At 64.4% G+C, this 12,381-nt stretch carries 12 protein-coding genes; all 12 read left to right on the top strand.

Annotated features, from left to right (window positions below; genetic code table 11):
- Positions 1–2 precede the first annotated feature (2 nt).
- The 12 genes from BCO18175_RS00830 (at position 3) to BCO18175_RS00885 (ending at position 12,361) form a co-directional block, all read left to right on the top strand.
- Positions 3–3,347, top strand: coding sequence for a phage tail protein (locus BCO18175_RS00830; protein ID WP_174978969.1), 3,345 nt, complete (start codon positions 3–5; stop codon positions 3,345–3,347).
- Positions 3,344–3,778, top strand: coding sequence for an XkdW family protein (locus BCO18175_RS00835; RefSeq protein ID WP_174978970.1), 435 nt, complete (start codon positions 3,344–3,346; stop codon positions 3,776–3,778). The genes BCO18175_RS00830 and BCO18175_RS00835 overlap by 4 nt, the downstream gene beginning before the upstream one ends.
- A 22-nt stretch (positions 3,779–3,800) precedes the next feature.
- Positions 3,801–4,139: a hypothetical protein gene (locus BCO18175_RS00840; RefSeq protein ID WP_174978971.1), complete on the top strand. Its 339-nt coding sequence runs from the start codon at positions 3,801–3,803 to the stop codon at positions 4,137–4,139.
- 150 nt (positions 4,140–4,289) lie between these two features.
- On the top strand, positions 4,290–4,472 hold the full coding sequence (locus BCO18175_RS00845; RefSeq protein ID WP_174978972.1) for a Com family DNA-binding transcriptional regulator: 183 nt from the start codon (positions 4,290–4,292) through the stop codon (positions 4,470–4,472).
- A complete protein-coding gene (locus tag BCO18175_RS00850) occupies positions 4,450–5,199 on the top strand; it encodes a DNA-methyltransferase (protein WP_174978973.1) in 750 nt (249 codons plus the stop codon). Before BCO18175_RS00845 ends, BCO18175_RS00850 begins: the two co-directional genes overlap by 23 nt.
- Positions 5,200–5,341: 142 nt before the next feature.
- On the top strand, positions 5,342–6,517 hold the full coding sequence (locus BCO18175_RS00855; RefSeq protein WP_174978974.1) for a phage tail sheath protein: 1,176 nt from the start codon (positions 5,342–5,344) through the stop codon (positions 6,515–6,517).
- A 29-nt stretch (positions 6,518–6,546) separates the two neighbouring features.
- On the top strand, positions 6,547–7,056 hold the full coding sequence (locus BCO18175_RS00860; RefSeq protein ID WP_174974816.1) for a phage major tail tube protein: 510 nt from the start codon (positions 6,547–6,549) through the stop codon (positions 7,054–7,056).
- Between the two features lie 33 nt (positions 7,057–7,089).
- Positions 7,090–7,401, top strand: a complete 312-nt coding sequence (locus tag BCO18175_RS00865) for a phage tail assembly protein (protein WP_174978975.1) — start codon at positions 7,090–7,092, stop codon at positions 7,399–7,401.
- The gene (locus BCO18175_RS00870) at positions 7,401–7,520 is read left to right on the top strand and encodes a GpE family phage tail protein (RefSeq protein WP_174974812.1); all 120 of its coding nucleotides are present in this window, start codon (positions 7,401–7,403) and stop codon (positions 7,518–7,520) included. The genes BCO18175_RS00865 and BCO18175_RS00870 overlap by 1 nt, the downstream gene beginning before the upstream one ends.
- Positions 7,517–10,768: a hypothetical protein gene (locus BCO18175_RS00875; protein WP_174978976.1), complete on the top strand. Its 3,252-nt coding sequence runs from the start codon at positions 7,517–7,519 to the stop codon at positions 10,766–10,768. The genes BCO18175_RS00870 and BCO18175_RS00875 overlap by 4 nt, the downstream gene beginning before the upstream one ends.
- A 13-nt stretch (positions 10,769–10,781) precedes the next feature.
- The gene (locus BCO18175_RS00880) at positions 10,782–11,210 is read left to right on the top strand and encodes a phage tail protein (RefSeq protein ID WP_174978977.1); all 429 of its coding nucleotides are present in this window, start codon (positions 10,782–10,784) and stop codon (positions 11,208–11,210) included.
- A complete protein-coding gene (locus BCO18175_RS00885) occupies positions 11,207–12,361 on the top strand; it encodes a phage late control D family protein (protein WP_174978978.1) in 1,155 nt (384 codons plus the stop codon). Before BCO18175_RS00880 ends, BCO18175_RS00885 begins: the two co-directional genes overlap by 4 nt.
- The last annotated feature ends 20 nt before the right edge of the window (positions 12,362–12,381 follow it).

The raw sequence follows: 12,381 nt of genomic DNA on the forward strand, positions 1-12,381 counted from the left end.
ACATGGCTGGAAACCTCATCTACATCACGGACGCCGGCCGCGCCGCACTGGTCGCGCCCGGCAACACCGGGACGACCGCGCACCAAGTCACGCAGATTGGCCTCGCAACGGCGGCGTTCGTGTTCAAGCCGGACATGATTGCGCTTCCGAGCGAGCTGAAGCGCATCACGACCTTCGGCGGCGATACCGTTGCGCAGGACACGATCCATATCGTGATCCAGGACGACAGCGCGGACCAGTACAAGCTGTACGGCTTCGGGCTGTACCTGGACAACGGCGTGCTGTTCGGTGTCTATGTGCAAAACGATCCGATCCTGGAGAAGGCGCCGGCGTCGATGCTGCTGCTGGCCGCCGATACCATGTTCGCCTCGATCGACGTGTCGAAGCTCGTTTTCGGGCCGACCTCGTTCCTCAATCCGCCTGCGACCACCGAGCGCAAGGGCGTCATCGAACTGGCGACGCAGGTCGAGGTCGACGACGGCTCGGACGACACGCGCGCCGTGACGCCGAAGACCGCAGCCAAGCGGTATGCGCCGCTCGTACGCCCGCAGCTCATCGGCCCCGTCAGCGTCACGTCGACGTCGACGGACCAGGACGCGCAGCTCGCCGTCGCAGCTACTTCGGGAGCTCTCAACCGAGGGGCGAAGATCCGCTTTCACGGCACGTTCGCAGCGGGCACCGCGGACACCAATGCACGGCTCGTCGCGTCGATCCGCGCCGGCTACGACGGCGGCACGTGGGGCCGCGAGTACCTGGATTTCTGGATCAATCGAACGCCCAACGATTCCAACAGCGACACGAACCAGGTCCGCGCGATGCGGATCACGTACGGCGGCCGGGTCCTGGTCGGCAATCGCGATGATGACGGCTCAAACGCGCTTCAGGTCGGGGGTAACGGCACATTCTCCGGCGGCATCATCAGTTCCGGCCTCGACGCCGGCGGTGCGAACATTCGGCTGCGTAACAGCCGCGATGTACTCCTGCGCAACGACGGCTCGAATTTCTATCTCCTGCTGACCAACACGAGCGACCCGGGCGCATCGTGGAATGGCTTCCGGCCGCTAACGATCAACGTCGCCACGGGTGCCGTGGTGCTGGACGACACGGGGGCCGGGACGTATGTCGGCGGCCAGTTGGCCGTCAAGGGCCTGCTCAACGTCAGCAATGGCTCCAACGAGGCGCGCATGCTTCTCGGCCCGAGCGGCGGGTACTTCTTCGGGACCGGCAATGCAGCCGGGTTCTACCTCCCGTCGACGGGCGCGATGTTCGCGTTCGACTTCGCGAAAAAGAATCTGACTATCGTCGGAAACGAAGTGTGGAACGCGGGCAATTTGCCGAATCCGGCGCAGACGTCGGGCTTCATCATGACGGGGCAGATACTGGCCGCCGAAGGCACAGTGGACAAACCCGGCATTTCGTTCGTGAACGACGGCGCGCCAGACACCGGCTTTTTCCATATTTCGGACGGCGTGTTCGCGGTCACGAACAACGGTCGAGAAACCATGCGGTTTCTCGCTGGCGAGCCGAACCGCGTCCTAGTCGGCACGACCGTCGACGACGGGCACATGTTCCAGGTTGCTGGCAACGCGGTCACGCGTGGACTGCACCGATTTGGCAACGGCAAGACCACCGCATGGGCTAACAGCGGCGGCGACTGGGGTTACTTTCGCTCGAACGGCAATGTGTCGGTCGGCAGCGAAGGCGCGTCCGGTGTTCTGCAACTGATCGCAGGGAACGCCGAAATCGCACGGCTCTATCCTGGCGGCCGGATGACGATCGGCGGAACAACTGACGACGGAACGAACACGGCGCAGGTTGCGGGGAGCATGCGCGCCGGGAACTACTTCATCAACGAGCAAGGCGTCGGCACGTATGGCCTGATCGGCATGAACAAGGGGGCCAACGGTCCGAACATCGGCGTCTACGGCCGCGACTCTATCGGCGCGGGCGCATTGACCTTCAGCGCAGGTGGAACCGAACGCGCACGTGTGACAGCCAGTGGCAAGTTTGTGGTCGGCGCAACTGGAGAGGACGGCAGCAGTGCGCTCGTGCAGGCGAATGGTCCGATCAAGGCGTCGAGCGGCGTTGGCGCGTTGGTCGCGTCGAATGGAGCCGGCACCGGGCAGACGTCGATCATCCTGCGGCGTGAAGGCGGAGCCGCTGACCAGAAGCAGTGGGAATTCCTGCAGGGCGGCGACGGGACGTTCGCCCTTCGCACAGTCAACGACGCCTATTCGGCCTCCATGAACGCGATGTGGGTCACGCGTGGCAATGGCTCTGCTGTTGGCAACATGGTGCTGATGCAAAGTGGCGGGCGCGTGTTGATCGGTGGCGCGGCCGATGATGGTTCGATTCTGAACGCGGCCGGTCTTGTTCGCGGACTCGGGTTCGCTGTTGATGGTGGATCGTCGTGGGCGACGATCTATTTCAAGAACAGCACGAAGACGCGCTTCGCGATCGGCAAAACAGACACTGATGACTTCGCAATGACCTCGTGGGCCGACGACGGTACCACGCAGTCCAAGGTGCTGGATATCGCGCGTGGCACGCAGGTTGTATCGCTCGCAAAGCGCCCGACATGGGCCGGTGGCCTGACACCGTTCGACACGGGCAACTTCGATCCGAACTCGAAGGTAAACAAGGCCGGCGACACCATGACCGGCGACATTCGCGTTAAGCAGCCGAACAACACGGACGCACGCGGCTTGGTGCTTGCCCGCGCGGACGGCACGGCGCAGGCGTGGTTCCACGGCACGATGAACGGCAGCTATTCGGCATGGGCGACCATGAAGGCTGACGGTTCGTGGCAGTCAAATGCGATCGTCGTCTACAACGCGGACAACCGCGTCCAGTTCAACACGGATATCCACATCACAGCGCTGTCGCGCTTCTACAACCGTCCTACCCTGAACCGTGACGGGTGGCAGGCCGACATCGGCTTGCGGAACAACCGGCCCGGCTATGACTCGTGGACATATCTCCGCGCGCGCGATGGCGGCGGCATGGAAATCATCAACAGTGCGTACAACGCGGTCACGTGGTCCGTTGACGACTGGGGAACGATGTTCATGCGCGGCCAACAGATTCTCAACACGGACGGGAATCTGAATCTCACGTTTCGTGGGGTATGGCTGTCTGACCAGCTCAACAACATCGACAACGCTATCGGCAGCAAGGCCAATGCGGGCGCGCGCGTGCAGTGGGATTCCGGCGTGAACAATTTCGGCACCGTGGATCGACTTAACGGCGCACTGCCCGCCCCGTGGGTGATGTGCGGTTTGAGCGGTCCGGGCAACGGAACGGCGAATGCCATCGTGGTCTACGGCGTACTTCTGAGGAACCAATGACGAACAACACCATGCTCCACGTCGAGCAAGCCGCTTTCATCCTGGCGAAGAAATTCCCGCAGCTTGTCCGCTGCAAGGATTATTGGGTCGCGCATCCGGTCGACGATAAATCGTTCGAACAGACCAAGACGGCATGGGTGCCGATCTGGGAGCCGACCGATATCGCGCAACCGACGCCAGCGGATCTGCTGAACTGGTGGCCCGAGTTCCGGGCCGAATTCGAACTGGCCGATGCGACCGCGAACGTGCGGCGCCAGCGCGACGAGCTGCTCGCCCAGGTCGACCCGCTCGTCGAACGGGCGGCCGACTCGGGACAGGCCGAGTTGGAGACCGCGCTTCGACGCTATCGCGCCGAGCTGCGCGACGTTCCGCAGCAGACGGGATTCCCGCTGAACGTTGTATGGCCGCAGTCCCCCGTCTCACTGAATTGACACACACCAACAGGAGTTTGAAATGGCAATCAAGAAAAATGTTGTTCTCGTACTGACCGGCGCGACGGCCGGCTACCACGTGATCGGCAACGTCTCGATCGACGTACTGAGCGGGACCACCGTAGCGTCGCTCAACAGCTATGTGTCGGAGGACACGTACAAGTCGGGCAAGCAACCGCTGCAGCTCGCGGCGAGCATTTCGGTCGAGGGCGTACCGGAAGAGAACGAGGGCGCGCTGCCGTACATTCATCGTCGCCTGATCGAGGCGAAGCCGGAAGATGACAAGCCGGCAGCCGATCGACCGATGATGTACAACGCGGTCGACCGTTACATGCTGGCTGGCGGTGTAATCGTCGCGTAAGGCGACATAGGAAGGAAAGGACGCGGCGACGTGCGCGATGCAGGAACATCGTGCACGCCCCGCACCCGCAGAGCAGACCTGCAGGATTGGCCAGGGCCGCGACACCTCTCGAGAGGCGCCGGCATCCTAGCACAGGCAGGAATCACCCCCATGCAGGACATCCGTTGCGGAAGCTGTAACCGCAAACTCGGCGCCGGCGAATACGTCCGGCTCACCATCAAATGCCCGCGCTGCGGCGCAATGAACATTTTGAGGGCCGTGAGCCCCTTACCCGCAGGCCACCGAGCCTCCGATATAAGGGATTCGCCCCATGCAACACTCTCTCCCCGCTGATCTGATCAACCGCGTGCACCAGGCCGACGCCCTGAGCGTCATGCGCGCGCTGCCCGATGCTTGCGTCGACCTGGTGTTCACCGATCCGCCCTACTCATCCGGCGGCACCACGAGCGCGTCGCGCAGCCAGGCACCGTCGAGTAAGTACATCGGCGGCGACGTGAAGACCGTCTATCCTGAATTCCAGCACGACACCAAGGACCAGCGGTCGTGGACATTCTGGTGCATGACGTGGCTCGCGGAAGCCTATCGTGTGTGCAGCGGCGAAGCGCACCTGGCCTGCTTCGTCGACTGGCGCCAGTTGCCGAGCCTCACCGACGCGATCCAGGCGGCCGGCTTCACGTGGCGCGGCGTTGCCGTGTGGGACAAGACGAGCGGCCGCACGCGGCCACGTATGGGCGGCTTCGCGCAGCAGACCGAATTCCTGGTCTGGGCGACGAAGGGCGCGGTGCGACGCACCGACGTGTACCTGCCCGGCGTCTTCTCCGAACGCCTGGCGCATCCGAAACGCCATATGACCGAGAAGCCGTCGCAGCTCGCGCGCGACGTCGTGCGCCTGGTGCCGGCCGGCGGTGTGGTCCTCGACCCGTTCGCGGGGTCCGGCACGTTCCTCGCCGCAGCGAAGGAAGCAGGGTTGAACTGGATCGGCTGCGAGCTCGAACCGAGCTACCACCAGGTCGCGACCACACGCCTGGCCGAACTGGACGCGCTGCATACCGCAGCATAGTCACGTTACATAGCACCTTTGGTTGTGCCGGCACATTGAACGACACACTTAGGTTGTATCAGGATGTCCCACAACCTACCGCGCGTGATCTCCACGCGCGCGGAAGGCAATCTTTCGGAAGGCTCACTTCCGGGAGAAAAGCTTGCCTTCTGATTACCACCACGGCGTACGCGTCATTGAAATCAATGACGGTACGCGCCCCATCCGCACGGTCAGCACGGCCGTGATCGGTCTGGTCAGCACCGGCGACGACGCCGATGCGGCCACCTTCCCCGAAAACCGTCCCGTCCTCATCACGGACGTGCAGGCCGCGATCGGCCGTGCCGGCACGAAGGGCACGCTCGCGCGTTCGCTCGACGCGATCGCCGCGCAGACCTCGCCGCTGATCGTCGCCGTGCGCGTACCGACCGGCAAGGATGCGGACGCCACGACCAGCAACGTGATCGGCACCACCAACGCCGCGGACGGTCAGTTCACCGGCATGAAGGCGCTGCTCGCCGCGAAGAGCCGGCTCGGCGTGAAGCCGCGCGTGCTCGGCTGCCCTGGTCTCGACACGCTGCCGGTTGCAACCGAGCTGGCGACGATCGCGCAGAAGCTGCGCGGCTTCGGCTACGTCAACGCATTCGGCGCGAAGACGAAGGAAGAGGCCGTCGCCTACCGCGCGAATTTCGGTCAGCGCGAGCTGATGACGATCTGGCCGGACTTCGTGAACTGGAACACCACGACCAACGCCGAGGACATCACGTGTGCGACGGCGCGCGCGCTCGGCATGCGCGCGAAGATCGACGAACAAACCGGCTGGCACAAGACGATCTCGAACGTCGTCGTGAACGGCGTCACCGGCATCAGCCGCGACGTGTTCTGGGACCTGCAGGACCCGAACACCGACGCCGGCTACCTGAACAGTCACGAGGTCACCACGCTCGTGAACGCGGATGGTTACCGTCTATGGGGCTCGCGCACCTGTTCCGAAGACAAGCTGTGGGCGTTCGAAAACTATGTGCGCAGCGCGCAGGTGATCGCCGACACGATGGCCGAGGCGCACCTGTGGGCCGTCGACCAGCCGATGAGCCGCAGCTTGATCAAAGACATCGTCGATGGCGTGAACGCGAAGTTCCGCGCGTGGAAAACCGCCGGCTACCTGATCGACGGCGAATGCTGGTTCGATCCGGCCGCCAACGAGAAGGATTCGCTCAAGGCCGGCCAGGGCTATCTCGACTACGACTTCTGCCCGACGCCTCCGCTCGAAGACCTGACGTTCCGCCAGCGCATCACGGATCGCTACCTGCTCAAGTTCGCGGAAAGCATCGCCGTCTGACGGCCCGCCACTCACCATAGGAAAACGCAATGGCTCTGCCATCCAAACTCAAGAATTTCCTCGTGTTCGAGGACGGTGTCTCGTTCGTTGGCGAGGTGCCGGAAATCCAGTTGCCGAAGCTCACACGCAAGATGGAGGCGTATCGCGGCGGCGGCATGAACGGCGAGGTCGACATCGACCTCGGCATGGAGAAGCTCGAACTGGGCCTCACGATGGGCGGCTTCATGAAGGAGATGTTCAAGACGTGGGGCACCTCGAAGGTCGACGGTGTCACCGTGCGTTTCGCCGGCTCCTATCAGCGCGACGACACCGAGGAAGTCGATGCGGTCGAGGTGTACGTGCGCGGCCGCTACAAGGAAATCGACCCCGGCAAAGCCAAGGCCGGCGACAACGCCGACCAGACCGGCACGATGTCGCTCGCGTATTACCGCCTCGTATCCAACGGCGAGACCCTGATCGAGATCGACTTCCCGAACTTCATCGAAATGGTTGGCGGTGTCGATCGCCTTGCCCAGCAGCGCCGCGCGCTCGGCCTGTAACCCCCTTTCCACTACCCATTCAGGAAACACACCATGCAATCGAAGCAAACCGCCATCATCACGCTCGACACGCCGATCCGACGCGGCGAGCAGGAAATCGCCGTTATCACGCTGACCAAGCCGCAGTCCGGCGCGCTGCGCGGCGTGGCCCTCACCGACCTCCTGCAGCTCGATGTGATCGCACTGTCCAAGGTGCTGCCGCGCATCAGCAATCCGACGCTGACCGACCAGGACGTCCTGCGCATGGACCCGGCCGACCTGCTGCAGCTCGGTACGGAGGTGGCCGGTTTTTTGTTGCCGAAGTCGTCGAAGGTGGACGGCTCCCTCGAACCGTCGACGATGTAATGGCCGACATCGCGCTCGTGTTCCACTGGTCGCTCGACGTTATGGACGTTATGTCGCTGCCAGACCTGATGGCCTGGCGCGAGCGTGCCCGTGAACGCAACGAACAAGGCGACGCATGAGCGATCGTTCCCTGCGCCTCGAGGTCGTCCTTAAGGCGCTCGACCAGGCGAGCCGGCCGATCCGTGAGATCGCCGGCCGCAATCGCACGCTCGCGAAGGATCTGCGCGACACCCGCGCGCGACTCAAGGAACTCAACGACACGCAGCGGCGTATCGGCGAGTTCCGCGAGATGCGCGCGGGGCTCACCAACACCGCGACGAAGCTCGCCAACGCCCAGAAGAAGGTCCAGGAACTCGCGAAGTCGCTGCGCGCGTATGGGCCGCCATCGCAGCAGATGACCGCCGAACTGGCGAAAGCCCGGCAAGCCTCATCCAAGCTCGGTGCCGCGTTCAAGAAGCAATCGGCCAGCGTCGACGAGCTGCGCAACCGGCTCGGCCGCGCCGGCGTCGACACGCGCAATCTTTCCCAGCACGAGCGCACACTGCGCACTGACATCGCCGCAACGACCGGCGCGATTGACGCCCAATCGCGTCGGCTTGACGCGCTGAATACCCGCCAGAAGCGCATCGCGGACGCGCGCGCCAAGATGGGCGCCGCGCGCACCGCAGCGGCCGAAATGGCGATCGGCGGATATGCCGCGCGCGCGACCGGTTCGCACATCCTGAACGACCTGCGCGAACCGATGACCGAAGCGAAGAAGATGCAGAACGAGCGTGGCCGCATCCAGGCGCTCGGCCTGGGCGACCAGGCGACGCAGGACGCCGAGCGCTACGTGCGGTCGATGAAGTCGCCCGGCGTAGCCATGGCCGACAACATGACGCTGATGCGCGACGCGATGTCGATCTTCGCGGACGAGCATCACGCGCAGATGATCATGCCGACGCTCACGAAAATGAAGTTCGCGAACGAAGCTGTGTTCGGTGCAGGCCAGGGGCACGAGAACGAAGAGAAGTTCATGGACATGCTGAAGGTGATTGAGCTGCGCGGCGGCATGAAAAGCGATGAATCAGCCAAGCGCGAAGCGAACATGGTCCAGCAGGTGGTGTCCGCGACGGGCGCCCGTGTCGGCGGCTCCGAGTGGCGCAACTTCATCCAGACCGGCAAGGTCGCGGCAAAGCAGATGCGCGCGGACGCGTTCTACTACCAGATGGAACCGCTGATTCAGGAAATGGGCGGGCATGCGGCCGGCACCGGCGTGCAGGCCGCGTACAGCAACCTGATGCAGGGCAAGACCACCAACCGGGCGTCGAAGCGCCTCGTCGAGCTCGGGCTCGTCGACAAGAAGATGGTGAAGTACGACGGCGTCGGCAACGTGCAACGCATCAAGCCCGGCGCGCTGCTGCAGGGTGATCTCTTCAACGCATCGCCGTTCGAATGGATGGAGAAGGTGCTTCTGCCCAAGCTGAAGGCCAAGGGCATTACGTCCGACGCGAAGATCCTGGAGGAATTCTCCACGATCATGACGAACGGCAACGGTGCGAACCTGTTCGCCACGATGTACATGCAGCGCGAGCAGATTCACAAGAACGAAAAGCTGAACCGTGGCGCGTACGGGATCGACCAGTTGTACAAGGTCGGAATGGAGCAGCCAGAAGGCAAGGAACTCATCGCGCTCGAGAAGGTGCGCAACCTGCGCACCGTCATCGGCGAGCAGGTGCTGCCCTTGTACACCCGCGCGCTTGAGCTGACGTCGAGCGTCCTCGAGCGGCTGCTCGGCTTCGCGAAGGAATACCCGAAGTTCACGCGCGCGGTCGCGATCGGCGCGACCGGCCTCGGCGTGCTGCTCGCCGTACTCGGGACGATCACGATCGCGCTCGCGGGCATCCTCGGGCCGATGGCGATCGTGCGCTTCAGTATGTCGATGCTCGGCATCAAGGGCGGCGCCATCGCGCGCGCGCTCGGCGACGGTGCCCGCGCGCTGGGTGGTATTTCCCGCGCGGCGTCCGGCGCAGCATCGGGCGTGACGGCCGCCAGCAAGGGCACGCAGTCCGCAGCCGGGCGCATTCGCAAGGCACTGTCGGGCGCCTGGCAGGCGTCATCGCCTCGCGCTGCGACGTCGTCGCTGCGCACTTACGTTTCATCGCTCACCCAGCGCGTGCCGGCCGCGTGCCAGGCCGCCAAGACAGCCGTGCAGCAGTGGGGCGGCTCGACCGTAACCGCGATGAAGGATGGCGCCGGCGCCGCGCGGCAATACACCGTCCAGATGGGGCGTGCGATCGGCGCGCAGGCGGCCGCGACGCGTGCGTCGGCCGCGTCACGCTGGACCGCAGCCCGAAAGTACGTCGCCCGGCGCGGCGCGTCCGGGATGGCTGTCGATACGGCGCGCGGTGGCCTCAATCTGGTCAAGGGCGGCACGATGGGCGCGATCAACGGCGTGCGGGCTGCGCTCGGAGGGCTCGCGCAGATGTTCCTCTTCGTCGGCCGCGTCGCGCTGATGAACCCGGTTGGCCTCGCGATCACTGCGATCGCGCTCGCCGCGCTGCTGATCTGGAAGTATTGGGAGCCGATCAAGGCGTTTTTCTCGGGCTTCTGGCAGGGACTGACCGAAGGTCTGCGGCCGCTCGCGCCGATCTTCAGCGGTGTGCTCGCGACGCTCGGTGCGGCGTTCGCGCCGCTGAAGCCCGTGTTCGACTGGTTGGTCGACGCCGTGAAGAGCGCCTGGGACTGGATCTCGCGTCTGTTGGGGCCGGTCGACACCAGCAAGAAGAGCCTCGACGCGGCGACCAACGCCGGCAAGGGCTTCGGCGCGTGGCTTGCGGACATCATCGTGACCTTTGCGAACGTGTCCGCGCGCTTCATCGAATTCGGCGCCAATCTGATGTCAGGGCTCGTCACCGGGATCAAGAACGGCCTGGGCTCGGTGAAGGATGCGATCGAGTCGGCCGGTGGCAGTGTGATCGGCTGGTTCAAGGAAAAGCTCGGCATCCATTCGCCCAGCCGCGTGTTCGCCGCGCTCGGCGGCTTCACGATGGCCGGCCTGGATCAGGGTCTACGCGAAGGTCAGGACGGGCCGCTGTCGACCGTGCTCGAGGTCGGCAAGCGGATCGTCGCCGCCGGCGCCGGCATCGGCATCACGGGCGCGGCGATCGTCGGCGGCGCACCGCTCACCGTCGACAACCGGCCGCCGCTCACGGTCGCGTCGGCCGCTGCACGCGCACCGGTCACGCCGGCGCCGATCACGATCCAGGTGTATGCGGCACCAGGCATGGACGAACAGGCGCTCGCGCAGAAGGTGCTGCAGGTGATGCGCCAGGAACAGGCCGCGCAGGCCGCGCGCGAGCGCTCGCGTCTGCGCGATCGCGATTGATGGAGGGTTTCTCATGATGATGGCGCTCGGGTTGTTCGTGTTCAGCCTGTCGACGTTGCCGTACCAGGAGCTGAAGCGCCGGCGCAGCTGGCGTTTCGCGAGCAACAACCGCGTCGGAAAAAAGCCGGCGCGGCAGTACGTCGGCGATGACGACGAAACTATCAGTCTGTCCGGCGTGCTGCTGCCCGAGCTGACTGGCGGCGACCTGTCGCTTGCCACCATCGAAGCGATGGCGACGCAGCACACCTCCTGGCCGCTGATCGAGGGCAACGGACACATTTACGGCATGTTCACGATCGACAGCATCGAAACGACGCGCACGCTGTTTTTCGATGACGGCGCCGCCCGCCGCATCGAGTTCTCAATGACGCTGACGCGCTGCGACGACTTCAGCCTGCTCGGCATCGTGACCGACGCCATCAAGGGGGCAATCTCGTTATGAACCTGGCCAACATCCCCGGCGCCGACCTGGTACAGAAGACCGCGCTTGCCAACGATCGCGTGCCGCGCGCGATCTACTCGATCACGCTGAACGGCAAGAACATCACGAAGAAGTTCGACGGCCGGCTGATCTCGATGACGCTGCAGGACAACCGCGGATTCGAAGCTGACCAGCTCGACATCAGCCTCGACGATTCGGACGGCGCACTCGAGATCCCGAGTCGGGGCGTCACGCTGAAGCTTTCGTTCGGCTGGGCCGGTGCGGCGAACGGCCTGGTCGACAAGGGTGAATTCATGGTCGATGAGGTGCGGCACACCGGCACGCCCGACGTGCTGACGATCCGCGCGCGCAGCGTCGATCTGCGCGCGGGCCTGTCGATCAAGAAAGAGCGGTCCTGGCATCGGCAGACGGTCGGCGCCATCGTGCGCGCGATCGCCAGTCAGAACAAGGTCGAGGCGCGCATCAGCAAGGCGCTCGACGCGCAGCTCGTCGACCACATCGACCAGACGGCCGAATCGGACGCCAACTTGCTATCGCGCCTGGCGAAGATGTTCGACGCGATCGCCACCGTGAAAAACGGGCTGCTGCTGTTCATCAAGGCTGGCGAGGCGACGACCGCAAACGGCAAGCCGCTGCCCGCCGTCACGATCACGCGCGACGTCGGCGATCGCCACGAGTTCGGCGTCGCCGATCGGGACACGTATTCCGGCGTGCAGGCGTTCTACCTGAACACGCGCACCGCGAAGAAACAGTCGACCACCGTGAAGCGGCGCCGGCGGCGCACGACCACGAAAAAGAAGAAGCCGATCGACAAGAGCGGCGACGTGTTGTTCGGCACGGCTGAGAACGTCAAGACGTTGCGACACACGTATGCGAACAAGGGGAACGCGACGCGCGCGGCGAAGGCGGAATGGGAGAAGTTACAGCGCGGCGTCGCGGAATTCAGCGTCGTGCTGGCGCTCGGCCGCCCCGAGCTGATGACCGAATTGCCTGTAACCGTGCGCGGTTACAAACGTGTCATTGATGATTGCAACTGGATCATTGCGCGCGTTACACATACGGTCGACGGTAACGGCGGATTTACATCGGACCTCGATCTAGAGGTCAAGGCGACCGAGGTGCCGGAGATCGACACCTCGGAGGATGGCTGACGTTACGTCAGCAGCAGGTC

Origin of the sequence: Burkholderia lata, from assembly GCF_902499335.1 — a bacterium.
Classification (GTDB): Bacteria; Pseudomonadota; Gammaproteobacteria; order Burkholderiales; family Burkholderiaceae; genus Burkholderia; species Burkholderia lata_B.